At 71.0% G+C, this 21,942-nt stretch carries 25 protein-coding genes; 16 read left to right on the forward strand and 9 right to left on the reverse strand.

Going from position 1 to position 21,942, the window contains the following annotated elements:
• Positions 1-13: 13 nt before the first annotated feature.
• From IEX89_RS08480 to IEX89_RS08490, 3 genes are all read right to left on the reverse strand, one after another.
• Positions 14-691: a hypothetical protein gene (locus IEX89_RS08480; protein ID WP_188911659.1), complete on the reverse strand. Its 678-nt coding sequence runs from the start codon at positions 689-691 to the stop codon at positions 14-16.
• Between the two features lies 1 nt (position 692).
• Entirely contained in the window at positions 693-2,363 is a 1,671-nt protein-coding gene (gene fliF, locus IEX89_RS08485; protein WP_188911661.1) for a flagellar basal-body MS-ring/collar protein FliF, read from the reverse strand.
• A gap of 111 nt (positions 2,364-2,474) precedes the next feature.
• On the reverse strand, positions 2,475-2,738 hold the full coding sequence (locus tag IEX89_RS08490; RefSeq protein ID WP_210317602.1) for a SemiSWEET transporter: 264 nt from the start codon (positions 2,736-2,738) through the stop codon (positions 2,475-2,477).
• 185 nt (positions 2,739-2,923) lie between these two features.
• Between IEX89_RS08490 and IEX89_RS08495 the strand changes: the two genes are divergently transcribed.
• The 12 genes from IEX89_RS08495 (at position 2,924) to IEX89_RS08550 (ending at position 11,572) form a co-directional block, all read left to right on the forward strand.
• A complete protein-coding gene (locus IEX89_RS08495; protein WP_188911663.1) occupies positions 2,924-3,313 on the forward strand; it encodes a DUF3775 domain-containing protein in 390 nt (129 codons plus the stop codon).
• 93 nt (positions 3,314-3,406) lie between these two features.
• Entirely contained in the window at positions 3,407-4,312 is a 906-nt protein-coding gene (locus IEX89_RS08500) for a TIGR01459 family HAD-type hydrolase (RefSeq protein WP_188911665.1), read from the forward strand.
• Positions 4,313-4,363: 51 nt separating this feature from the next.
• Positions 4,364-4,744, forward strand: coding sequence for an antitoxin Xre/MbcA/ParS toxin-binding domain-containing protein (locus IEX89_RS08505; protein ID WP_188911667.1), 381 nt, complete (start codon positions 4,364-4,366; stop codon positions 4,742-4,744).
• Positions 4,704-5,471, forward strand: a complete 768-nt coding sequence (locus tag IEX89_RS08510; protein WP_188911669.1) for an RES family NAD+ phosphorylase — start codon at positions 4,704-4,706, stop codon at positions 5,469-5,471. Before IEX89_RS08505 ends, IEX89_RS08510 begins: the two co-directional genes overlap by 41 nt.
• A 106-nt stretch (positions 5,472-5,577) precedes the next feature.
• Complete coding sequence (gene motA / locus IEX89_RS08515; protein ID WP_188911671.1) at positions 5,578-6,480, forward strand: flagellar motor stator protein MotA; 903 nt, start codon at positions 5,578-5,580, stop codon at positions 6,478-6,480.
• Position 6,481: 1 nt separating this feature from the next.
• Positions 6,482-7,426 (forward strand): flagellar motor switch protein FliM, encoded by a 945-nt coding sequence (locus IEX89_RS08520; protein ID WP_188911673.1) that lies wholly within the window; start codon positions 6,482-6,484, stop codon positions 7,424-7,426.
• Positions 7,407-7,904 (forward strand): hypothetical protein, encoded by a 498-nt coding sequence (locus IEX89_RS08525; protein WP_188911675.1) that lies wholly within the window; start codon positions 7,407-7,409, stop codon positions 7,902-7,904. Before IEX89_RS08520 ends, IEX89_RS08525 begins: the two co-directional genes overlap by 20 nt.
• An 89-nt stretch (positions 7,905-7,993) precedes the next feature.
• Positions 7,994-8,431, forward strand: coding sequence for a flagellar motor switch protein FliN (gene fliN, locus IEX89_RS24410; RefSeq protein WP_188911677.1), 438 nt, complete (start codon positions 7,994-7,996; stop codon positions 8,429-8,431).
• Positions 8,432-8,445: 14 nt separating this feature from the next.
• Entirely contained in the window at positions 8,446-9,483 is a 1,038-nt protein-coding gene (locus IEX89_RS08535) for a flagellar motor switch protein FliG (RefSeq protein ID WP_188911679.1), read from the forward strand.
• Positions 9,484-9,528: 45 nt separating this feature from the next.
• Positions 9,529-10,605, forward strand: a complete 1,077-nt coding sequence (flhB, locus tag IEX89_RS08540) for a flagellar biosynthesis protein FlhB (RefSeq protein WP_188911681.1) — start codon at positions 9,529-9,531, stop codon at positions 10,603-10,605.
• 15 nt (positions 10,606-10,620) lie between these two features.
• A complete protein-coding gene (locus IEX89_RS08545) occupies positions 10,621-11,097 on the forward strand; it encodes a BspJ family T4SS effector nucleomodulin (RefSeq protein ID WP_188911683.1) in 477 nt (158 codons plus the stop codon).
• Positions 11,098-11,125: 28 nt separating this feature from the next.
• Positions 11,126-11,572 (forward strand): YaiI/YqxD family protein, encoded by a 447-nt coding sequence (locus tag IEX89_RS08550; protein WP_188911685.1) that lies wholly within the window; start codon positions 11,126-11,128, stop codon positions 11,570-11,572.
• Here IEX89_RS08550 and IEX89_RS08555 read toward each other — a convergent pair whose 3' ends face one another.
• Together IEX89_RS08555 and IEX89_RS08560 are read right to left on the reverse strand one after the other, a co-directional pair.
• Positions 11,573-12,445, reverse strand: a complete 873-nt coding sequence (locus tag IEX89_RS08555) for a sugar phosphate isomerase/epimerase family protein (RefSeq protein ID WP_188911687.1) — start codon at positions 12,443-12,445, stop codon at positions 11,573-11,575.
• A 124-nt stretch (positions 12,446-12,569) separates the two neighbouring features.
• Positions 12,570-13,031, reverse strand: coding sequence for a GatB/YqeY domain-containing protein (locus IEX89_RS08560; RefSeq protein ID WP_188911689.1), 462 nt, complete (start codon positions 13,029-13,031; stop codon positions 12,570-12,572).
• 175 nt (positions 13,032-13,206) lie between these two features.
• Here IEX89_RS08560 and carA point away from each other — a divergent pair, with 175 nt between their 5' ends.
• The 4 genes from carA (at position 13,207) to IEX89_RS08580 (ending at position 15,666) form a co-directional block, all read left to right on the forward strand.
• Positions 13,207-14,415 (forward strand): glutamine-hydrolyzing carbamoyl-phosphate synthase small subunit, encoded by a 1,209-nt coding sequence (gene carA / locus IEX89_RS08565; RefSeq protein ID WP_188911699.1) that lies wholly within the window; start codon positions 13,207-13,209, stop codon positions 14,413-14,415.
• Positions 14,416-14,505: 90 nt separating this feature from the next.
• Positions 14,506-14,880 carry a c-type cytochrome gene (locus IEX89_RS08570; protein ID WP_244645200.1) on the forward strand — a complete coding sequence of 125 codons (375 nt, stop codon included), beginning with the start codon at positions 14,506-14,508 and terminating at the stop codon, positions 14,878-14,880.
• Between the two features lie 199 nt (positions 14,881-15,079).
• Positions 15,080-15,340, forward strand: a complete 261-nt coding sequence (locus IEX89_RS08575) for a type II toxin-antitoxin system HicA family toxin (RefSeq protein ID WP_188911701.1) — start codon at positions 15,080-15,082, stop codon at positions 15,338-15,340.
• Complete coding sequence (locus IEX89_RS08580) at positions 15,337-15,666, forward strand: type II toxin-antitoxin system HicB family antitoxin (RefSeq protein WP_188911703.1); 330 nt, start codon at positions 15,337-15,339, stop codon at positions 15,664-15,666. Before IEX89_RS08575 ends, IEX89_RS08580 begins: the two co-directional genes overlap by 4 nt.
• 213 nt (positions 15,667-15,879) lie before the next feature.
• On the opposite strand, the gene IEX89_RS08585 is transcribed toward IEX89_RS08580, so the two are convergent.
• From IEX89_RS08585 to treY, 4 genes are read right to left on the reverse strand one after another with little or no spacing between them, the layout of a single operon-like run.
• On the reverse strand, positions 15,880-16,872 hold the full coding sequence (locus IEX89_RS08585; RefSeq protein ID WP_244645202.1) for a patatin-like phospholipase family protein: 993 nt from the start codon (positions 16,870-16,872) through the stop codon (positions 15,880-15,882).
• Entirely contained in the window at positions 16,869-17,777 is a 909-nt protein-coding gene (locus tag IEX89_RS08590; protein WP_188911705.1) for an alpha/beta fold hydrolase, read from the reverse strand. The genes IEX89_RS08585 and IEX89_RS08590 overlap by 4 nt, the downstream gene beginning before the upstream one ends.
• Before the next feature lie 36 nt (positions 17,778-17,813).
• A complete protein-coding gene (gene purD, locus IEX89_RS08595; protein ID WP_188911707.1) occupies positions 17,814-19,070 on the reverse strand; it encodes a phosphoribosylamine--glycine ligase in 1,257 nt (418 codons plus the stop codon).
• A 44-nt stretch (positions 19,071-19,114) separates the two neighbouring features.
• Complete coding sequence (gene treY / locus IEX89_RS08600; protein WP_188911709.1) at positions 19,115-21,844, reverse strand: malto-oligosyltrehalose synthase; 2,730 nt, start codon at positions 21,842-21,844, stop codon at positions 19,115-19,117.
• Positions 21,845-21,942: the final 98 nt, after the last annotated feature.

Raw genomic sequence — 21,942 nt, forward strand, 5'->3', positions numbered from 1 at the left:
GGCGCGGGCTCCTTCAGGCGGCCTCGGCGGCGACGCGCCGGGTCCAGTCCGTAAGACGGGTCTCGATGACGACGTCCTCGCCCTCGACCACGAGGTCGGGGCTGTCGTCGGGGGTGAAGCGGATCGCGGCGGCGGCGTCGCCGAGCCGCGCCATCAGCGCCGCGCCGAGATCGGCGGGGCCGCGGGCGCGGAGCACGAGGGCGGGCTCGGCCCGCATCAGCGTCGCGACGCTCTCGGCGAGGTCGGTGAGCGCCTTGTCGCGGGCGAGCGCGTCGACGAGGGGGGCGAGCGCGCGGGCCGCGGCCTCGCAGGCGCGCTCCTCGATGGCGGCGAGGCCCTCGCGGATCAGCTCGGCGAGCCGCTCGCCTTCCTCGGCGACCCAGGCGGCGCGCGCCTCGGCGAGCGCCCTCTCGTGGGCGGAGACCGCCTCGGCGCGCATCCATTCGAGCGCTTCGGCGTGACGCGCCTCCGCCTCGGCGCGCGCCTGGGTCGCGGCGTCCGCCGCGGCTCGGGCGATGCGCGCCTCGACCTCCTCCGCGCTCGGGCCGCGATGCGGGAAGGCGGACGCCATCGGCTCCGGCGTCGAGGGCTGGTGCTTCGCCGAGGGACCGCCGATGCGCTCGGGCGCGGGAAGGGCCGCCGGGCCGGGCGCCGTGATCTCGGCCAGGACATCGAGGAGGGAGGCCGGCATGTCAGGCGTTCTCCCCGTGCATCCACTGCTTGAGGATGTGCGCCGCCTGGTCCTCGTTGCGGGTCACGATCTGCTCGAGCCGCTTGATGGTGGCGGCGCTCACCGACGTCGGCAGCGCGGCGATGGCGGCGGTGGCGGCCTCGATCTGGGCCGCGTGCGGCAGGGCCGTGCCGGAGGCGTCGGCGAGGGCGGGCTGCGCCTCGCGGCCCTGCGCCTCGGAGGCGTCGGCGAGCGCCGCCATGCTCTCCTCGATCTCGGCGGACGCCTTCGGGCGGTCGAGGATCGCGGCCATGGCGGGCTTGAGGCCGAACCAGATCAGCGTCATGGCCACGAGCAGGATGGCGAGCGCGTTCACGATGTTGCCGGCCTGCGCCATGAGCACGTCGCGGATGCCGATCTCGGGCACCGGCTCCATGTCGACGCCCCCGTCGAGGAAGGCGACGGCCGAGACCTTCACGCTGTCGCCACGCGCCGGATCGACGCCGGCGGCGGAGGCGGCGAGCGCCTCGATCTCGGCGATCTCCGCCTCGATCTGCTCGGGCGTCGCGTCGGGCCCGATCGCGTCCACGAGGCGGGCGCGGTTGACGAGGATGGCGAGCGAGAGCTGCTCGATGGCGAACCCGTCCGAGGAGACCTGCACCTGGCGCGAGGAGATCTCGAAATTGGTCAGCTCCTCGCGGCGCTGCATCTCCTCGCTGGACTGCTCGCCGCCGTCGGCCGCGACCTCCTCCTCGGGCAGGTTCTGCTCGACGGTGACCGGCGTCTCGCGCGACAGGTTCGTCGCCGCCTCGTTCTCGCGCACGATTCGGATCGAGCGCTCCACGCGGCTGTCGGGGTCGAAGATCGTCTCGGAGACGACGCGGCGGTCGGTGTTGATGCGCGCGGCGACGCTGACCTGGAAGTTGTCGAGGCCGAGATAGGGCGCGAGCGTGCGCCGCACGCTGTCCTCGAGCTCGCGGTTGAGCTCCCGGTTGAGCGCCGTGATGCGCCCGGAGGACGCGCCTGCCGCATCGTCACCCGATGCGAGCAGCGTCCCGTCCGAGGAGAGCACGGTGACGCCGGCGACATTCATGCCCGGCACGGCGGCGGCGACGAGATGGCGGATCGCCTGCGCCTGGCCGGCGACGTCCGCGGTCTCCGCGCGCACCACGACCGACGCCGAGGGTGCCTGCGCCTCGCGCCGGAAGGAGCCCGGATCGGCGAGCACGATGTGCACGCGCGCCGCCACGATGCCGCGCATCTGCTGGATCGTGCGCGCGATCTCCCCTTCCAGGGCGCGAACGCGCGTCACCTCCTGCATGAAGGAGGTGATGCCGAGAGAGCCGAGATTGTCGAACAGCTCGTAGCCGGAATTGGCCGAGAACGGCAGGCCCTTCTCGGCGAGCAGCATGCGCGCCCGCGCCGTCTGGGCGTGGCGCACCATCACCGTGTCGCCGGCGGCGGAGACGTCGAAGTCGATGCCGGCGTCGTTGAGCGCCGAGCCGATGCGCGAGACGTCCTCGCGCTCGAGCCCGGCATAGAGCACCGTCATCTCCGGGCGGCCGAGATAATAGGCGCCGGCGACGACGGAGACGATCACGGCGATCCCGATCGCGGCGAGCGCCAGGAGGCGCCTCGTGCCGAGCTCGAGGAGGTTGCCCCACAGGCGGTCGGCATGCTGGTAAGCGGTCATGTCCTGCCCTGGTATCCACGTTCGGCGCGGCACGAGAGGCCGCCCTCGACGGGAACCCTGGCGGGCGAAGCTTGCCCGAGCCTGACAGCGCGGACGGACCGCGCTCGCGCCTCAGCCGTAGCGGAGCTTGAGCGCGAGAATGGTCGAGACCAGCACGAAGGTCAGCGCGTTCGCCACGATGATCGGCCAGGATCCGATGGCGAGCCCGTAGACGAGCCACAGAGCCAGCCCCAGCGCGAAGATCGCCTGCGTCAGCGCGGAGATGGCGCGGGTCTCGCGGGTGCGGATCGTGCGAAACGCCTGCGGCAGCCAGCAGATCGTGGTCAACGTCGCGGCGAGCGCACCGACGATCTCGAACGACGGGAGCATGGACATGGGGATGCGTGCCTCGACGGGCGGCGAAGCCTCCTCATTCGGTCCGTTCGCGCCCGCGCGCAAGCGGCGTTGCATGCGCGGCTCCCATGCACGCCGCGCGGGGCTCGCGAACCGCCGGCTCCCCTCGATCGTTGCCGTGGCGAGACATTCCACGCAAACACGAATCCCAACCCGGAGAGCCGCCCATGGAGATCGCCCTCGAGAAGGTCTGCGACCTGATCGTCCACGCCCGCGCCTACGACGTGAAGGAAGGTCCGACCGACCCCGATTCGGGCTCCAACGAGACGGACGACCGCAATTTCGGCTCGCTCGCCGAGGGCGGGACCGATCGCGGCGAGGAGGAGATGCGCCTCGTCATCGAGGGCCTCGACGTCGACGAGCAGGCCTCGCTGATCGCGCTCGTCTTTGTCGGGCGCGGGGACATGGAGCCCGCCGAGTGGCCGGACGCCTTCCGCCTCGCCCACGAGCGGCTCGCCGCCGGGAGCCTCAAGCCATCGGACTACCTGATGGGCATTCCCAACCTCGGCGACCTGCTCGACGAAGGCCTCGCCGGGCTCGGGATGAGCTGCACGTGAGCCGGGCCCGGCACCGGCGCGACCGTGGGCGCGGTTGACAGGACGTCGCCCGGCGCCTACCCGCCGGGCGACCCACCGATCGCGAGCTCCCCGATGTCCGAGACGAACGCCTCCGCCGCCCGCGCGGCAGCCGTGCAGACCGCCTTCCCTTCCGGCTTCTCCGCGATCGCCGAGGGCTACGACGTCGTTCTGTGCGACGTCTGGGGCGTCCTCCACAACGGGCTGACCGCCTATCCGGGCGCGTCCGACGCGCTGACGCGGTTTCGCCGCGCCGGCGGGACCGTGATCCTCGTCTCCAATGCGCCGCGGCCGGGGACGAAGGTGATGGAGCAGCTCGACCGGCTGGGCGTGCCGCGCACCGCCTACGACGACGTCGTCACCTCCGGCGACATGACGCGCATGCAGGTCGAGGCGCGCCTCGACGAGCCCGTGTTCCATCTCGGGCCCGAGCGCGACCTGCCGATCTTCGAGGGGCTGCCCGTGCGCTTCGCCGACGGCGAGAGCGCCGCCTACGTCGTCTGCTCCGGGCTGCTCGACGATCGCTCCGAGACGCCGGAGGATTATCGCGGGCTGTTCGAGCGGCTGCGCGCCCGCGACCTCCCCATGATCTGCGCCAATCCCGACATCGTGGTCGAGGTCGGCGACACGCTGGTCTATTGCGCCGGAGCCCTCGCCACGCTCTACGAGGAGATGGGCGGGGCGGCGACCTACATGGGCAAGCCGCACGAGCCGGTCTACCGCGAGGCCCTCGCCCGCGCCGCGCGCATCCGCGGGGCCGAGGACGTGCCCGTCTCCCGCGTGATCGCCATCGGCGACGCCATCCGCACCGACGTCGCCGGCGCCCGCGGCATCGGCGCGAGCGCGCTGTTCATCGCCAAGGGCATCCACGCGGAGGACCTGCGCCTGGCGGGCAACGGCCTCGACCCCGCCATCGCCGCCCCCTGGTTCGCCGAGCAGGCGCACCAGCCCGACGCGGCGATGGAGATCCTGGTGTGGTGACTTTCCATTGAGAGCTTTCTGCACTATGTTTTCAGCAGAAAGGGGATCGCCATGGCTGCATCCTTGGAAACCGCTCAACGTCCCGATCCCGGGCTGGTCCTGACTAAGGCGGCGCTGAACGCGGCCTCGCGCCTCGGTCTCTCGGCACGGGCGCTCTCTCGCATAATCGGCGTCAGCGAGCCGACTGTCTCGCGCATGAAGAGCGGGGCGTATCGGCTCGAGCCGGGGCAGAAACCGTTCGAGCTCGCGATCATGCTCGTGCGGCTCTATCGGTCGCTCGATGCGATCGTGGGGGGCGACGACGCCGTCGCGCGATCCTGGCTCCACGCGGCCAACAGCGATCTCGATGGCGTTCCGGCCGAGCAGATCACCACCATTACGGGACTCGTGGATGTCGTCGCCTACCTGGACGCCAGACGCGCTCGCGTCTGAGCGGAGGCCCTACGACGGCCGCGTCTGGCGGGCGGTGGAATCGCAGTCGCTCGTCTCCACGATGAAGCTCGTCGACACGCTCGACGAGCAAGCCGTCCTGGAGGATCTCGTAGAGAGCGCAAAGCCGCCGGTTCCCGCCGCCTGTCGCGGCCTGCACTACTTGCTCGCGACGCCGTTTCGCTACGATTCCCTCTACCCGCACGGCTCGCGCTTCCGACGTGCCGGCCGGACACCCGGCGTCTTCTATGCTGCCGAGGTGCCGGCGACGGCACTCGCGGAAGCGGCATTCTACCGTATCCTGTTCTTCGCGGCCTCACGTGGGACGCCGTGGCCCACGAACCCGACGGATCTGACGCTCTTCTCAACGGCGCTTCGGACGGAGGCTGCCCTCGATCTCACCGAGCCGCCGCTCGCCCGGGATCGCGCCCGTTGGACGGATCCGCTGGACTACGCAGCCACCCAAGCGTTGGCGGACGTGGCGCGCGACGCGGGCGGACGTCTGATCCGCTACGAGTCCATTCGTGATCCCGAGCGCCGCGCAAACGTCGCGGTTCTCGATTGCTCCGCGTTCTCGGAGGCTCGTCCCGTGGAGACGCGCGCGTGGCGCCTCCATCTCTCCGCATCCGGAGCGCAGGCCCTCTGTGCCTTCCCGCCCGAGCGAATCGGCTTTTCGCGCGACACGTTCGCAGCCGACCCGCGCCTCGCCTACATGAATTGGGATCGCTGACGCCGATCTCCTCGCCCTCCCCACCCCTCCCTCCCCCACCACCCTCGCGCAAGCTTCCCCGCCTACACCTCTCCCCACGCTGCGAACCAAAGGGGAGGCTCGGGCCTTGGCTGTCTTCATCGGCATCGTGATCACGATGGCCTCGCTGCTCGGCGGCTTCGCCGCCATGGGCGGGCACATTCCGGTCATCTGGCAGCCGTGGGAGTTCGTCATCATCGGCGGCACCGCGGCGGGGACCTTCATCATCGCCAACTCGCTCAAGACCGTGCGCGACACCGGCGCGGCCACGGTCGAGGCCATGCGCGGGCAGATCCCGAAATCGCGGGACTACCTCGATCTGCTCGGCCTGCTCTACGTGCTCACCCGCGAGATCCGCGCCAAGGGCCGCAACGAGGTCGAGCCGCACATCGACGACCCGAACGAGAGCGAGATCTTCAAGCGCTTCTCGCGGGTTCTCGCCCGGCCCGAGCTCACGAGCTTCGTGTGCGACTACGTGCGGCTGATGATCATCGGCAATGCGCGCCCCCACGAGATCGAGGCGCTCATGGACGAGGAGATCCAGACCCATCGGCGCGAGAAGCTCAAGCCCTACTTCGCGCTGATGACGGTCGCCGAGGCGCTGCCCGCGCTCGGCATCGTCGCCGCCGTGCTCGGCGTCATCAAGGCGATGGGCGCCCTCGACCAGTCGCCCCAGCTGCTGGGCTCGCTCATCGGCGCGGCGCTGGTGGGCACCTTCGCCGGCATCTTCATGAGCTACGCCCTCGTCGGGCCGCTGGCGCTGAAGATCAAGCACACCCGCGAGCATCAGATGCGGCTCTACCTCATCACCAAGCAGACGCTGCTCGCCTTCATGAACGGGGCGCTGCCGCAAATCGCGGTCGAGCACGGCCGCAAGGCCATCGCCGCCTCCGACCGGCCGACCATCGACGAGGTGGAGAGCGAGACGATCTCGCAATCCGCCCGCGGCGCCCCGGCCAACGACCGCGCCGCCATGCAGGGAGCCGCCTGAGATGAACGTCGAGAGCTTCCAGACCGCAGCCGCCGCGGGCGGCGTCTCCGACCGACTGCTGGACGCCGCCGGCATCACCATCGACCGGCTGCCCATGCTGCACGTGATCTTCGATCGCGTGGCCACCTATTGCGCCGACGGGCTGCGCCACATGTCGGCCTCGCCCTCCTACTTCTCGGTGTCGAACATCGAGAGCGGGCGCATCGGCGACATCCTGGAGGACTACGAGTCCAACGCCGTCGCCGCCATGTACCACGCGAGCGACTGGGACACGCGCATCCTGGTGGGCTTCGACCGCGACTTCGTCTTCACGATGATCGAGGTCCTGTTCGGCGCCGACGGCTCCGAGCCGCCGGTGGACGACGAGCGCGGCTTCTCCAACATCGAGATGAAGGTCGCCCAGGCGCTCTTCGAGGAAGCCGGCAAGGCCGTGCAGGCGGCCTTCGCACCGATCTCGCGCACGCAGCTCAAGCTCGAGCGCACCGAGACGCGCATGGACTTCGCCATCATCGGGCGGCGCAACAACCTGGCCGTCGTGGCGAAGCTCCTCATCCAGGCGCTGGGCCGCGGCGGGGAGATGTTCGTCATCATCCCGCAATCGGCTCTCTCGCCCATGCGCCAGAGCCTCGCCCACGTCGTCTCCGGCGACGTCGCCACCGCCGATCCGCGCTGGTCGAAGCAGATGCAGTCGGAGGTCTCGCGCACCAGCGTCTCGCTCAAGGCCGTGCTCGAGGAGCGCACCGTCGACCTCGGCGACGTCGCGGCCTTCGAGATCGGGCAGGTGCTCGAGCTGCAGGCGACGCCGCGCACCCAGGTCCGCCTCGAGTGCAACGGCCAGGCCCTCTTCCGCTGTCAGCTCGGCCAGTCCCAGGGCGCCTACATGCTCAAGGTCGAGGACGTGATCGACGAGGATCAGGAGTTCATCGATGACCTCGCTTCCGATTGACGCGCTCTCGATCCTCGACGTCGTGCTCATCGTCGCGCTCCTCGCGACGGCGGCCTACGCCATCGGGCTGCGGCGCGAGTTCAAGCGCTTCCGCGGCTACAACGCGGAATACGCCGAGATCCTCGCCCAGACCGGGCGCGCCATGGAGGGCGTCGAGCGCGCCGTCGAGAGCGTCCAGACCGAGGGCGCGAGCGTCCTCGCGGCGCTCGGCGAGCGCATCGAGGAGGCGCGCAGCGTGATGGAGCGGCTCGAGGCCGCCCGCCAGGCGCCCGCCGTCGAGAGCCCGCGCCGCGCCCGCGCCGCACGGCTCGCAACGGGAGCGGCAGAGGCGATCGCCGAGGCCGCAGCGGCGGCGCCCGCCTTCGCCGCGGCCGCGCCCGCCGAGACGCCGGCGCCCTTCCGGCCGCGCCCCGACCAGAAACCCAAAGCATATGCCTGGCCCACCGTCGTCGTGAAGCGCCTGCCCGACGACGCCTGAGACCATCGTCCGACGCGCACCCGCACTCTCGCACTCTCGCTCTCTCGCTCTCTCGCATCCCCGATCTCGCGCATCACGGAGACACGATCATGTCCACCAAGAAGCCCGCGAAGCCCGCCGAATTCGCCCCCGTCGACGCCACCTTCGAGACCGCGGGGCACGACGCGATCGACCTCGCCAAGCAGGCGGGCGCTCCCACGGGCGGTCATGCCGGTCTCGGCGGCGCCGCCGAGGCCGCCGCCGAGACCATCGGCGAGGCGCGCGCCCGCGGCAATCTCGACGCCATCATGCGCATTCCCGTCTCGCTCCAGGTGGTGCTCGGCTCGGCCACCATGCCCGTGTCGAACCTCATGAAGCTCGGCCGCGGCGCCGTCGTGCCCCTCGATCACCGCGTCGGCGAGCCCGTCGACGTCGTCGTCAACGGCCGCGTCGTCGCCCGCGGCGAGGTCGTCGTCGTCGAGGACGACAATTCCCGCTTCGGCGTGTCGCTGACGGAGATCGTCGGCGCCAACGCGCCCGGCGCCTGAGCGGAGGCGGCATCATGGCGATCCCCGCGACGATGGGCGACACGCTCCCCGGCCCGCGCGTGCTGCAGGGTCCCGAGAAGGTCGCAGCTCTGCTGCTCGCGCTGGGCAAGGACGTGGCGGGGCGCCTCCTCGCCCGCTTCGAGCCCGAGGAGCTCAAGACGATCTCCCGCGCCGCTGCCGATCTCGGGCCGATCTCGGCACCCGAGCTCGAGGCGCTCGTGGAGGAGTTCGCCGACGACATCACCAACGGCACGAGCCTCTACGGCACGGCCCACGAGGTCGAGCGCCTGCTCACCGGCGTGCTGCCGCCCGACCAGGTCTCCGAGATCATGTCGGACGTGCTCGGCAACGCCAACCGCTCCATCTGGGAGCGGATCTCGGGCGTCTCCGAATCGATCCTGGCGGCTTACCTCACCAAGGAACACCCGCAGACGGCGGCGATGATCCTCTCCAAGGTCAAGCCGAGCTGCGCGGCCAAGGTGATGGGCCTCCTGCCGCACGACCTGCGCAATTCCCTCATGCGCCGGATGCTGTCCTTCAAGCCCGTGGTCGAGGACACGATGCGCATCGTCGAGAAGACGCTGCACGAGGACTTCATGCTCAACTTCGCGCGCAACATGGGCACCGACACCCACGCGCGCATGGCCGACATCATCAACAAGATGGAGCGCGAGCAGATGGAGGACGTCCTGTCCTCCCTCGCCGACACGCGGCCGAAGACGGCGGAGGTGCTCAAGGGCCTGCTCTTCACCTTCGAGGACGTCATCAAGCTCACGCCCCGCGCGCGCATGGCGATCCTCGACCAGATCCCGACAGACCGGATCGTTACCGCGCTCAAGGGCACGGAGGCCTCCTTCCGCGACGCGATCCTTTCCTCGCTGGGCTCGCGGGCGCGGCGCATGGTGGAGCACGAGCTCGTCTCGGGCGAGCCGGTGCCGCAGCGCGACGTCATCGAGGCGCGCCGCGCCATCACCGACCTCGCCCTCGAGATGGCCGGGCGCGGCGAGATCGAGCTGAACTCGGACCAGGAGGATCGCGCCTACTTCTCGTGACCGAGACGAGGCGCGGTCCGTCCGCGGCGCCGGTCGGAGGCTGCGATGGCGGACGAAGAGGACAAGGATTCCAAGACGGAGGAGCCGAGCGAGAAGAAGATCAGGGACGCGCTCGACAAGGGCAACGTCCCGGTCTCCAAGGAGGCCTCGACCTTCGCGGCCGTGCTCGCGGCGCTCACGCTCGCCCACTTCGTCATCGGCAACGGCGCCGGAGAGCTCGTCCAGCTCCTGGGACGCTTGATGGACGATCCGGGAGGGTTCGCGATCCATGACGGTACCGACGCCACGAAGCTCATGCACGTCGTCGCCCTCGGCATGGGCGCCTTCCTCGCGCCGATCGTCGGCATCCTGTTCGTCTACGGGCTCGCCGCCAACGTGCTGCAGACCCCGCCGCGCTTCGCCAAGGACCGCATCCAGCCCAAGCTCTCGCGGCTGTCCCCGATGCAGGGCTTCAAGCGCCTGTTCGGCGCGCAGGGCTGGATGGAGCTCGCCAAGGCCGTCTTCAAGTTCCTCGTCGTCGCCGCCGTCCTCGCGCTCCTCGCGCGGGCCGACGCCTGGCGCGTGGTGAGCGCCATGTACGCCGATCCGACCCTGATCCCAGAGATCATCCTCTCCCTGACGATCCGACTCCTCGCGGCGATCTGCGTGGCCATCATCGTCCTCGTCATCGCCGACATCGCCTTCGTGCGCTTCAAGTGGCGCCGCGACCTGCGCATGTCCCGGCGCGAGATGAAGGACGAGCACAAGCAGGCGGAGGGCGATCCCCTGGTCAAGGCCCGCATGCGCTCGCTGGCCCGCGACCGCGCGCGGCGGCGCATGATCGCCGACGTGCCCCGCGCCACCATCGTCATCGCCAACCCGACCCATTTCGCCATCGCGCTGCGCTACGTCCGCGAGGAGGGCGGTGCACCCGTCGTCGTCGCCAAGGGGCAGGACCTCGTCGCGCTCAAGATCCGCGAGATCGCCGAGAGCCACGGGATTCCCGTCATCGAGGACAAGCCCCTGGCAAGGTCCATGTACGACGCTGTGGAGGTCGACCGCCCGATCCCGCAGGAATTCTACCGGGTCGTTGCGGAGCTGCTGTACTTCTTCTACTATCGACAAACCGAAAGAGCGAGTTAAGGAAGCGTCAACTCTATGAGTCGCACCGGCAAACGGCCGCGCTTGCAGGAGCGCGAGAAGATTCTCGCAGACGCCATCCAGGGCGTCGCGGCCGAGTTGCGTCTCGTCGATCTCGCCATTCTCGCGCGCTACGTCCACGCCGGCCAGCACGGAAACATCGACGATCTCGTCTGCTCATCGACGGAGCTGTTCTTCAAGCCCGGCACGCTGCGCTACGGCCTCCAGGCCGATGTCGACCTGCGCTGGGGCGGCATGCCCGCGGTGTCGCTCGATCTCGAGTTCTCCCACCTCGACGTCACGGTGTTCTTCAACCTGATCCTCGGCTCCCTCAACGGCGGCGTCGACATCCAGGCCGTCACCTTCGAGGGTCCGCCCCGCTCGCCCCAGGAGAACACGCGCCGCCTCGCCGAGGCGCTGGCGGACGCGCGTGTCGCGCCCTGGCCCGCGGGCGCCGCCAACCAGCCGGGCGAGGGCGAGGGCGACCGGGCATGACCCGCGCCGTGCCCACGAGCCCGCGCCGATGACGATCCTCTACATCGACGCCGACGCCTGCCCCGTGAAGGACGAAGCCTACGCGGTCGCAGCCCGCTTCGGCGTCCCCGTGAAGGTCGTCTCGAACAGCTTCCTGCGCGTACCGCGCGATCCCGGGATAGAATTCGTCCTCGTCCCCGGCGGCCTCGACGTGGCCGACGACTGGATCGCGGAGCGTGCGGCACCGGGCGACGTCGTCGTCACCGCCGACATCCCGCTGGCGGATCGCTGCGTGAAGGCGGGCGCGGTCGCGATCGCGCCCAACGGCAAGGTCTTCGATGCCGCCTCGGTGGGCATGGCGCTCGCGGTGCGCGACCTGATGAGCGACCTGCGCGAGGCGGGCGCCGTCACGGGTGGGCCCAAGCCCTTCGCGCCCAAGGACCGCTCGGCCTTCCGCGCGGCGCTCGATCGCGAGCTGCGCCGCGCGACCCGCTGATCAGCGCTCGCGGGCGATCCGCGCGAGACGCCGCGCCTGCGCGAGCGTCTGCGCCGCCTCGCCGACGAAGCGGTTCGGCAGCTCGATCATGAAGACGCAGCCCTGCGGGTAGCGCGCCTCCCCCATCAGCCGATCGAAGGGGATGTCGCCCCAGCCGAGCGGGAGGTGCAGGTCGCCCAGCCCGAAATGCATCTTCTCGGCCTCGGTGTAGGCCCAAAAGGTCTCGCCCGGCACGCCGAAGGAATCGTGCAGGTGCACGTGCGCCGCGACCGCCGAGAGGGCGAGCGCCTCCGCGAACGCGTCCCCGCCGCAGGCGCCGGCATGGAGATAGCCGTGGCTGACGTCGTGGGTCGCGCGCAGGTGCGGATCGTCGATCGCCGCGATCTCCGCGGCGAGCCGCGCCGGCGAGGCGGTGTGCACGCCCGTGCCGAAGGGGAAGACGTTCTCGACGCAGATGACGCAGTCGCGCGCCGCCGCCTCCACCGCCGCGCGGGCGAACCACTCGCGTTGGCGGGCGTAGCGGTCCTCGATGTCCGCCGCGTCCCCCGGGCAGAAGCCCGTATGCATGACGACGTGGCGCGCGCCGATGCGCGCGGCGACGTCGAGGCTCGCGCGCAGGACGTCGAAATGCAGCGGCAGGTGCTCGGGCGCGTTGAAGAAGTTGAGCCCGATCGCGGCGTGGACGCTCAGCGCGAACGGCCGGCCGGAGCAGGCCTCGACGAGCCGCCCCATGGGCCCGGCCAGGAGCCGCGCGCGCGTCATGACGTCGAGACCCAGCAACGGGATCTCGACGATGTCGACGCCGAGCCGCTCCATGCGGTCGAGCTCTGCGGCGAGGTCGCCCCCGTCGCCGCGCTCGACGTCCGCGCTCATCCCGACAGCAATCTCGCCTACCCGAACATCGCTCATCCGCCGCCTCCTCGCCCTCGCGCGGCTCTCACATCACGCGGGCATGACGGCGTGATGAAGGCGCGAGCCGCCCCCGGCGGCTCCTCGCTCACCCCTTGGGGAGCATCTCCTTCACGAGGGCGCTCGCCCGCGCGAAGTCCATGCGCCCGGCGTACTCGCCGCGCAGCTTGCCGATGACCTTGCCCATGTCCTTCATGGAGGACGCGCCGGTCTGCGCGATGGCGGCCTCGATGGCGGCGCGGGTCTCCGCCTCGTCGAGCTGGCGGGGCAGGAATTCCTGGACGATCGCCGCCTCCTCGCGCTCCTGGACGGCGAGCTCCTCGCGGTTGTTCTGGGCGTAGACCTCCGCGGATTCCTGGCGCTGCTTGATCATCTTCTGCAGGAGCGCGAGGATCTCCTCGTCGCTCGCCTGCTCGCGGCCGGCGCCGCGGACCTCGATGTCCTTGTCCTTCACCGCCGCCTGGATCATGCGCACGGTGCCGAGCTTGCGCTTGTCGCCCGCCTTCATGGCGTCCTTCAGCTCCTGGGTGAACCGCTCGCGCAGCGTCATCGTCTCGTCTCCTGATCAGCGAAGCGGGCCATGACGATTGACGCCGCCCTGCACCACGCTTAGGTCACTGGCTATGTCACCTAACTAGGTACCTAGTTAGCGCACTTAACTAAGTGCATCAGCCGCGGGGCCGGCCGGCCTCGATCTCGGCCCGTATCTACGAGAGAACCCGTCGATGCCGCAAGACACCACGCCGAACACGACCTCCGCCCAGGGCTGGGAGGAGCCGACGCCGACCGCCGTGCTCGTCCTCGCGGACGGGACGGTGCTGCAGGGCTACGGCATCGGCGCCGTCGGCGAGGCCGCGGGCGAGGTGTGCTTCAACACCGCCATGACCGGCTACCAGGAGATCCTGACCGATCCCTCCTATGCCGGCCAGATCATCACCTTCACCTTCCCGCACATCGGCAATGTCGGCGTCAACGACGAGGACACCGAGACGGTCAACGCCGCCGCCTCCTCGGGCGTGCGCGGCGTCGTCATCGCGGCGCCGATCACCGACCCGTCGAGCTGGCGCGCCAGCCGCGACCTCGACGCCTGGCTGAAGGCGCGCGGCATCGCCGGCATCACGGGAATCGACACGCGCGCGCTCACCGCGCTCATCCGCGATCACGGCATGCCCAACGCCATCATCGCGCACGATCCCGCGGGCGCGTTCGATCTCGACGACCTGAAGGCCCGCGCCCGCGAGCTGCCCTCCATGGCGGGTCTCGACCTCGTGCCGCTGGTCGCCGCGACGCAGCGCTACGAGTGGGACGAGACCACCTGGGAGCTCGGCCGCGGCTACGGCCGGCGCGGCGAGGCGCTGCACCACGTCGTCGCCATCGATTACGGCGTGAAGCGCAACATCCTGCGCCTCCTCGCCGATGCCGGCTGCAAGGTCACCGTCCTTCCCGCCACGGCGACGGCGGAGGACGTCTTCGCGCTCGAGCCCGACGGCGTCTTCCTCTCCAACGGGCCGGGCGATCCGGCGGCGACGGGCGAGTACGCCGTGCCGACGATCCGCGCCATCCTCGAGCGGAAGATCCCCACCTTCGGCATCTGCCTCGGGCACCAGATGCTCGGGCTCGCCATCGGCGCGAAGACCAAGAAGATGATGCAGGGCCATCACGGGGCGAATCACCCGGTGAAGGACAAGACCACCGGCAAGGTCGAGATCGTGTCCATGAACCACGGCTTCGCCGTGGATACGGACACGCTGCCGGCGGGCGTCGAGGAGACGCACGTCTCGCTCTTCGACGGCTCGAATTGCGGCATCGCCCTCACCGACGCGCCGGCTTTCTCGGTGCAGTACCACCCGGAGGCCTCGCCCGGCCCGCGCGACAGCCACTACCTGTTCGGCCGTTTCGTGTCGCTCATGCGCGCCGAGGCGCCGGCCGCCTGAATTTCGCCGCGTTAAACATACGTTAACCATGACGGACCACCGTGCGAGCCGACGCCCCGGAGCGGGCGTCGGTGCCGAGGAGAAGCCGTCATGCGCGCCGGACCCCTGATCAGAGCGATGCTCGTCGTCCTCGTCGGCGGGACGATGGTGATCACCTTCGCCCGCGCGCAGGGCGTCGGCCCGGGAGGCGTCGGCGAAGGCGATATCGAGCGCGGCGAGCGCATCCTCGCGCAGAACTGCGCCGCCTGCCACGCCATCGGCGCAACCGGCGACAGCCCCAACCCCGCCTCTCCGCCCTTCCGTACCCTGTCCGAGAACTACCCCGTCGAGGCGCTGGAGGAGGCGCTCGGGGAGGGTATCCTCGTCGCGCACGAGGGCGTGCAGCAGATGCCCCAATTCGCCTTCTCGCCCGAGGACGTCGGCGACATCATCGCGTATCTGCAATCGGTCCAGCCCGAGGGCTGAGGCGGGGGACGAGGACGTAGCCGTGGGCGCCCTTCTCCTTCCCTGTAGGGGAAGGTGGCTCGGGCGAAGCCGAGACGGATGGGGCGCGGCGAAAGCCGCGTTCGGCGAAGCCGAATAGCAGCGACGACGCCGGGACGGCAGCGCCACCAAGGACGCCGGTGTCAGCACGCTGGATAATGATACTGGAACCTGATATCATATGACCTTGAGCGGGAAGCATCGGGCCACGATTCGTGCGATCTTCGCCGACCCTGTCCGCGCCGACATCGCCTGGCGCGACATCGAGGCCCTGTTCAAGGCCGTGGGGGCGGAGGTCTCCGAAGGGAGCGGCTCCCGCGTCCGTGTCGCCTTGAACGGCGTGCGCGCGGTGTTCCACCCACCGCACCCGCAGAAGGAGACCGACAAGGGCGCGGTGAAGTCCGTCCGGCGCTTCCTCGACGAGGCGGGAGTCGAGCCATGACCACCATGACCTACAAGGGCTACGAGGCTGTCGTCGAGTTCGACGAGGACGCGGAGCTGTTCCATGGCGAGGTGATGAACCTGCGCGACGTGGTCACCTTCCAGGGCCGTTCGGTGGACGAGCTCAAGGGCGCGTTCAAGGACTCCATCGAAGACTATATCGCCTTCTGCCGGGAGCGCGGCGAGGAGCCGGAAAAGCCGTTCTCGGGCCAGTTCGTGGTCCGGCTCGAGCCGGAGCTTCACCGGCACGTGGCGACGGCAGCCCGCCGCGCCGGGCTCAGCCTCAACAAATGGGTGACGAAGACCCTCGAGCGGGCGACCGGGTAGCCCGAGCAGAAGAGACCCGTCCGCCCTCGCCTACACGGAGGGGCGGTCGGGCGGCTGCGGCGCATTCGTCGGCGGGGCGAGCGTGCGTGGCGCCCCCTCTCCTTCCCTGTAGGGGAAGGTGGCTCGGCGCAGCCGAGACGGATGGGGCGCGCGGAACGCGCCTGACGGCGTGCCCCATCCGTCTCGCCGGCTTCGCCGCCGATCCACCTTCCCCTACAGGGAAGGAGCGGGCGGCTCGCCGCCCGTCGGCGGCGGGCCTAGCGTCTCCGGCGATGCGTCGGCGCCCGAGGCCACCAGCGCGAGCTGGCGCTCGATCTCACGCTTGAGCGCATCCTTGATCGGATCCACCGCGGCGAACAGCGCCTGCGCCTCGAAGAATTCCAGCACGCGGAAGGCCTGGACGGGCGGGCGCAGCATGATCTGCGGGCGTGCGAGCTTGAGCTTCGCCTGCACGATCGCCTCCTGCATGATCTCGACGGCGCCGAAGGACACGTCGATGCCGCTCACGAGCCGCGAGGGATCGAGCGCTGGGCCGGCGGCGACGTCGACGGCGAGGATGACGTCGGCCTTGCCGAGGAGGAGGTCGAAGGGCAACGGGTTCACCGCGCCGCCGTCGACGAGCGTGCGGCCCTCGAAGGCGACGGGCTTGAACAGGCCGGGGATCGCCATCGAGCCCGCCACCGCCGGCACCAGGCGCCCGCGGGCGTAGATCACCTCCGAGCGCGCGAAGAAATCGCAGGCGACCGCCTCGAAGGGGATGTCGAGATCCTCGATCCGCGCCGGCACGCCCCCGGGCCAGAAGGCGTCGAGGATCTTCTCGCCGTCGAGGAGAAGCGGGTTGCCGAGCCCGTTGAAGACGTCGACGAGCCGCCCGACCCGCGCCTCCATCAGGCGCGCCATCACCCGCGCGCGGTCCTCCATCGCGTCGAGCACGTGCTGGCGCAGGGCGCGGGCGGGAATACCGGCGCAATAGGCGGCGCCGACGACGGCGCCCATGGAGCAGCCGACGATCGCGGACGGGCGGATGCCCATCTCGTCGAGGGCCTCGAGCACCACGACGTGCGCGAGCCCGCGCGCCCCGCCCGATCCGAGCGCGAGGCCGATCGACGGCCCGTCGCGGCGTGCCACGAGCCGGCCCTCGCGCTCGCGGGGCGTGAAGGCGGCGCGACGGCGGGCGGCCTGGGCGCGCGTCGGCCGGATGCTCACGCGGGCGTCTCCAGGAGGCTGCGAATCACGGCGAGGGTGCCGGCGGGGTCCTCCTCGGCGACGAAGTGCCCGGCCTCCACCTGCCGGCCGGTCGCCTGCGGCGCGAAGCTCGCGCGCCAGACGTCGAGCGGGGTGGGCCCGCCCTCGTCGCGCCCGGTGAGGAAGAACGTGCCCCAGGCCAGCGCCACCGGGCAGGCGATCTCGCGGCCCGCCGCGAGGTCCGCCTCGTCCGCGTCGCGATCGAGGGACGCGCCGGCGCGGTAATCCTCGCACATGGCGTGGATGCGCAAGGGCTCGTTCGAGCCCTTGCGATAGGCGTCGAGCGCGCGTGCGTCGAAGGCGTGGAGCGTGCCGTCGCGGGTCCAGCCGGCCATCAGCTTGTCGAAGAAGCCGGCGGGGTCGCGCCCGATGGCCTCCTCCGGCTGCGGCGCGGGGCGGGCGAGGAATTCCCAATGCGCGGCGGGGAAGCGCCCGGCGTCGATCTCGCGCCAGACGTGGAAGGTCGGCAGGATGTCGAGCATGCCCAGATGCGAGAGGCGCCCCGGATGGTCGAGGGCGAGCCGATAGCCCACCCGCGCGCCGCGATCGTGGCCGACGAGGGCGAAGCTGGCGAAGCCGAAATCGGACATCACCCGCACGGCGTCTCGGCCCATCGCCGCCTTGGAATAGGTCTCGTGCCCCCCGTCGCCCGCGGGCGCGCTCGACCAGCCGTAGCCGCGAAGATCCATCAGGACGACGGTGTGCGTGCGCGCGAGCTCGGCGGCCACGCGGTGCCACATCACGTGCGTCTGCGGGAAGCCGTGAAGGAGGAGGACCGGCGGCCCCTCCCCACCTTTGCGCACGAAGGCGCGCCCGACCTCGATGTCGAGCCAGTGCGAGGTGAAGCCTGGGAACAGGTCCGACATGCGCGCCTCCGCGATGCGTCGTGGGTCTCTCCTACCCTAACGCGCGAGGGCCCGCCATCCGATGTCGCGCCGGCAGAATCCGTCCGGCCAGTCGACGGCGTCGACGCCGGCATAGGCTCGCTCGCGCGCCTGCGCCACGTCGGCGCCGGTGCCGACGACGGAGAGCACGCGCCCTCCGGCGGCGAGGAGGCGCTCCCCGTCCCGCTTCGTGCCGGCGTGGAAGACGCGCACGCCCGGCAGGGCGGATGCACGATCGAGCCCGCGGATCTCGCTGCCCTTCTCCACGGCGCCCGGATAGCCGTTCGCGGCGAGCGTCACCACGAGCGCCACCTCGTCGCGCCATCCGAGCGACACCTCGTCGAGGCGCCCCTCGCAGGCGGCGAGCATGGCGGCGAGGAGGTCGCCGTCGAGGCGCGGCATCAGCACCTGCGCCTCCGGATCGCCGAAGCGCACGTTGTACTCGACGAGCTTCGGGCCGTCCGCGCCGATCATCAGCCCGGCATAGAGCACGCCGACGAAGGCCGTGCCGCGCGCGCGCATGGCGGCGAGGGTCGGCTCGACGATCTCCGCCATGGCCCGCGCCTGGAGCGCGGGCGTCAGCACCGGGGCCGGCGAATAGGCGCCCATGCCCCCGGTATTGGGCCCCGTATCGCCGTCGAAGGCCCGCTTGTGGTCCTGCGCGGAGGCGAGCGGCAGCGCCGTCGTCCCGTCGCACAAGGCGAACAGGCTCACCTCCTCGCCTTCGAGGAAGTCCTCGATCACGAGCGCGTCGCCGGGCTCGGCGAGCATGGCGCGCACCGCCTCCTCGGCTTGCGCGAGCGTCGTCGCCACGACGACGCCCTTGCCGGCGGCGAGGCCGTCGTATTTCACGACGATCGGTGCACCCCGGGAGCGGACGTAGGCGAGCGCCGGCTCGGCGGCGTCGAAGCGGGCATAGTCCGCCGTGGGGGCGCCGGTCTCGTCGCAGATCGCCTTGGTGAAGGCCTTCGAGCCTTCGAGGCGCGCCGCCTCCCGCGTCGGGCCGAAGGCCTTGATCCCCGCCGCCGCGAGGTCGTCGACGAGACCCGCGACGAGCGGCGCCTCGTTGCCGACGACGACGAGGCCGATCGCCGTCACCCGGCAGAAGTCGATCACCGCGCGATGGTCGGCGACGTCGAGGACGACGGTCTCCGCCACCTCCGCCGTTCCGGCATTGCCGGGCGCGCAATAGAGCGTCTCGCAGAGCGGGCTCTGAGACAGCTTCCAGGCGAGCGCGTGCTCGCGCCCGCCCGATCCGATGAGGAGAACGTTCATGGCGCTCGTCTAGCGCAGGGCGCCCCGCGCGTCCACGGCCGCGATCAGCCCATGGTCCACAGGCCGACGGGAACGGTCGGCAGGAGCTCTGCGACGGGCACCTCCGTTCCGAAGCCGCGGCGCCCGCCCTCCAGGGCGTCGCTCATCTCCGCGTCGACGAGGTCGTTGGGCAGGACGATGCGCGTCTCCCCCCACCACTCGGCGCGCGGCACGAGGGCGTCGCCGCCCACGAGCGGGGCGGCGAGCAGCCGGCCCGTCACCACGATCGCCGCCGAGGACGAATGCCGGCGCGCGAAGGCGACGACGTGCGCGGCGCGCGGCCCGCGCACGGCGAGCGGCAGGTACTCGCCCTGCGCGAACAGCTCCGGCAGAGCGCGGCGCGCCTCGAGGCAGCGCGCGATCACGCGCTGCTTCACCCGCCCGTCACGATAGGACGCCGCGAGATCCGCGATCGGCGCGGCGTCCGCGAGCGCCGCCTCCCGTGCCTCGTAGTCGACGGGGTCGCGATTGTCGGGGTCGACCAGCGAGAAGTCCCAGAACTCGCGGCCCTGATAGCAGTCGGGCACGCCCGGCGCGGTCGAGCGCAGCGCCGACTGCACGAGACCGTTTGCGGCGCCCGCGGGCGCGAGCGCCTCGGCGAAGGCGTGGATCGAGGCGAGGAAGGCGGAAGACTTCGAGACGTCCGTCGCTGCCTCGACGAAGGTCCGGCAGGCGGTCTCGTAGGCCTCGTCCGGCTCCGTCCAGGACGAGTTGAGCTTGGCCTCGCGCAGCGCCTTCTCCTGCCAACGCACGAGCCGGGCGCCAAGGCGCGCCACGCCCTCGGCATCGTCCGGCGCGAGGCCGAAGGGCCAGGCGCCGAGCAGCATCTGGTAGAAGACGTACTCGTCCGCGGGATCGATCGCGTCGCGGGTGTGGCGCTTGTTGAGATCTAGCCAGGTGCCGACGCGATCGGCCCATTCAGCCGGCAGCTCCGAGAGCGCCGCGAGGCGCGCGCGCAGGTCCTCGCCGCGCTTGTGGTCGTGGGTCGCGGTGGCGAGGAGCCCGTGCGGGAAGCGCTCGGCGCGCTCCATCGCCTGCGCGTGGAAGGCCTCGCGCGCGATGGCGAAGCGCCCGGGATCCGAGCCCACCTCGCAGCGCGAGACGAGCCGGCCGTAGCGGTAGAAGGCGGTGTCCTCCACGGACTTCGCCGCCACCGGCGCACAGAGCTGCTGGAGGGCGGTGACCGCGCGGGCGCGGACCTCCTGGTCGGGCACGCCGATGCCCGAGATCCAGCCGGCAAGGAGATCGACGATGCCCGCCTCGCCCGGTGCCGCCATGTCCTTGGCCGCCTCGACCGCGCGCTCCAGGATCGGCGCGTCCGCGCCCGGAGCCGCGCCGGCGGTGGCGTAGGTCCGGTAGGCCGGAAAGGCCGCGACGAGCGCCACGAGGGCGCGGCGGATGGCGTGGTAGGTCACGTCGCGCGTCTCGAGATCGAGCCGGGCGAGGTCGTGGAAGGCGTGCGCCACCGCGTCGAGCTGGCCCGCGAAGGAGCGCACCAGCATCTCGTTTCGCGCGTCGAGCTCCTCGGAGGCGAAATCCGGATAGCGCCCGGAGATCTCGCTCCAGAGGTCGGTGAACATCTCCTCGCCCTCGGGCGAATGGAGGAGCCCCGAGACAGCGTCCATGAACTCGTAGCCGGTCGTGCCGTCGACAGCCCAGTCGCCCGCGAGGCTCTCGTCGTGGGCGAGGATCTTCTCGACCCAGACGATGGCCGGCCCGGGCGTCGCCTCGGGCGGGCGACGCGCGGCGATCTCGTCCAGGCGCTCGCGCAGGCGCCGGCCGTAGCCCGCGGGATCGGCGAGGCCGTCGACGTGGTCGATGCGCAGCCCGTCGATCAGGCCCGCCTCGTAGAGCCGGAAGATCTCCGCGTGCACCGCCTCGAACACCTCCTCGTCCTCGACGCGCAGGCCCGCGAGCTCGGTGATGTCGAAGAAGCGGCGCCAGTTGATCTCGTCGCCGGCGGTGCGCCACCAGGCGAGGCGCCAGTTCTGCCGCTCGAGGAGCGGATGGAGGACGTCGGGCTTCGAGGCGGCTTCCAGGGCGGCGGCCAGCGTCTCGCCGGCCTCGCGCGCGAGCTCGATGCGCGCCTCCTTGTAGGCCTCGGGCGTGCGCGCCTCGTCGAACCGATCGGCGAGGGCGTGGAGCGAGGCGTCGCCGCCCCGCAGGATCTCGCCGTAATCGCCGGGGTTCAGCGGAAAGCGATGGTGGTAGTAGGCGGCGCAGAGGCGGCGCATGTGCGGGTCGAAGACGAGGGTGATCTCGCCGCCGGCCAGCGCCTCGCCGTAGGGCGCCCCGAGGAAGGGGGCCGCCACCTTGCCCTCGAGCACGGGATCGGGGGTCTTCCAGTCGATGTCGAAGAAATGCGCGTAGCGGCTCGACGGGCCGTTCTCGAGCACGTCGAGCCAGAAGCGGTTGTCGGCCCCGCCGACCGCCATGTGGTTGGGCACGATGTCGGCGATGATCCCCATCCCGTGCCGGCGCGCCGCGGCGACGAGCGAGGCGAGCCCCTCCTCGCCGCCGATCTCGGGATCGACATGGGTGAAGTCGACGCCGTCGTAGCCGTGCACCGAGCCCTTGCGCGAGGCGAGGATCGGCGAGAGGTAGAGATGGCTGATGCCGAGCGCCGCGAGGTACGGCACCACGCGCTCCGCCGCCTCGAACGGGAATTCCCGGCGCAGCTGCAGGCGGTAGGTGGCGCGCGGCACGCGCGGGGCGATCGGGGTGTCGTTCGTCATCGCTCGGGCCTCGTAACTCCCTCCCTGTAGAGGAGGGGAATGCTCGCGAAGCGAGCGAGGGGTGGGGTGCGTCGGCATCGATGCGGCGCGTCCGATCG

This window comes from Salinarimonas ramus, from assembly GCF_014645695.1.
GTDB classification, from domain to species: Bacteria; Pseudomonadota; Alphaproteobacteria; order Rhizobiales; family Beijerinckiaceae; genus Salinarimonas; species Salinarimonas ramus.

What these genes read in the sequence shown, in the direction of transcription:
- IEX89_RS08480 (WP_188911659.1), bottom strand. Translation starts at nt 691, where the DNA reads ATGCCGGCCTCCCTCCTCGATGTCCTGGCCGAGATCACGGCGCCCGGC.
- fliF (WP_188911661.1), bottom strand. Translation starts at nt 2,363, where the DNA reads ATGACCGCTTACCAGCATGCCGACCGCCTGTGGGGCAACCTCCTCGAG.
- IEX89_RS08490 (WP_210317602.1), bottom strand. Translation starts at nt 2,738, where the DNA reads ATGTCCATGCTCCCGTCGTTCGAGATCGTCGGTGCGCTCGCCGCGACG.
- IEX89_RS08495 (WP_188911663.1), top strand. Translation starts at nt 2,924, where the DNA reads ATGGAGATCGCCCTCGAGAAGGTCTGCGACCTGATCGTCCACGCCCGC.
- IEX89_RS08500 (WP_188911665.1), top strand. Translation starts at nt 3,407, where the DNA reads ATGTCCGAGACGAACGCCTCCGCCGCCCGCGCGGCAGCCGTGCAGACC.
- IEX89_RS08505 (WP_188911667.1), top strand. Translation starts at nt 4,364, where the DNA reads ATGGCTGCATCCTTGGAAACCGCTCAACGTCCCGATCCCGGGCTGGTC.
- IEX89_RS08510 (WP_188911669.1), top strand. Translation starts at nt 4,704, where the DNA reads ATGTCGTCGCCTACCTGGACGCCAGACGCGCTCGCGTCTGAGCGGAGG.
- IEX89_RS08520 (WP_188911673.1), top strand. Translation starts at nt 6,482, where the DNA reads ATGAACGTCGAGAGCTTCCAGACCGCAGCCGCCGCGGGCGGCGTCTCC.
- IEX89_RS08525 (WP_188911675.1), top strand. Translation starts at nt 7,407, where the DNA reads ATGACCTCGCTTCCGATTGACGCGCTCTCGATCCTCGACGTCGTGCTC.
- fliN (WP_188911677.1), top strand. Translation starts at nt 7,994, where the DNA reads ATGTCCACCAAGAAGCCCGCGAAGCCCGCCGAATTCGCCCCCGTCGAC.
- IEX89_RS08535 (WP_188911679.1), top strand. Translation starts at nt 8,446, where the DNA reads ATGGCGATCCCCGCGACGATGGGCGACACGCTCCCCGGCCCGCGCGTG.
- flhB (WP_188911681.1), top strand. Translation starts at nt 9,529, where the DNA reads ATGGCGGACGAAGAGGACAAGGATTCCAAGACGGAGGAGCCGAGCGAG.
- IEX89_RS08545 (WP_188911683.1), top strand. Translation starts at nt 10,621, where the DNA reads ATGAGTCGCACCGGCAAACGGCCGCGCTTGCAGGAGCGCGAGAAGATT.
- IEX89_RS08550 (WP_188911685.1), top strand. Translation starts at nt 11,126, where the DNA reads ATGACGATCCTCTACATCGACGCCGACGCCTGCCCCGTGAAGGACGAA.
- IEX89_RS08555 (WP_188911687.1), bottom strand. Translation starts at nt 12,445, where the DNA reads ATGAGCGCGGACGTCGAGCGCGGCGACGGGGGCGACCTCGCCGCAGAG.
- IEX89_RS08560 (WP_188911689.1), bottom strand. Translation starts at nt 13,031, where the DNA reads ATGACGCTGCGCGAGCGGTTCACCCAGGAGCTGAAGGACGCCATGAAG.
- carA (WP_188911699.1), top strand. Translation starts at nt 13,207, where the DNA reads ATGCCGCAAGACACCACGCCGAACACGACCTCCGCCCAGGGCTGGGAG.
- IEX89_RS08570 (WP_244645200.1), top strand. Translation starts at nt 14,506, where the DNA reads ATGCGCGCCGGACCCCTGATCAGAGCGATGCTCGTCGTCCTCGTCGGC.
- IEX89_RS08575 (WP_188911701.1), top strand. Translation starts at nt 15,080, where the DNA reads ATGACCTTGAGCGGGAAGCATCGGGCCACGATTCGTGCGATCTTCGCC.
- IEX89_RS08580 (WP_188911703.1), top strand. Translation starts at nt 15,337, where the DNA reads ATGACCACCATGACCTACAAGGGCTACGAGGCTGTCGTCGAGTTCGAC.
- IEX89_RS08590 (WP_188911705.1), bottom strand. Translation starts at nt 17,777, where the DNA reads ATGTCGGACCTGTTCCCAGGCTTCACCTCGCACTGGCTCGACATCGAG.
- purD (WP_188911707.1), bottom strand. Translation starts at nt 19,070, where the DNA reads ATGAACGTTCTCCTCATCGGATCGGGCGGGCGCGAGCACGCGCTCGCC.
- treY (WP_188911709.1), bottom strand. Translation starts at nt 21,844, where the DNA reads ATGACGAACGACACCCCGATCGCCCCGCGCGTGCCGCGCGCCACCTAC.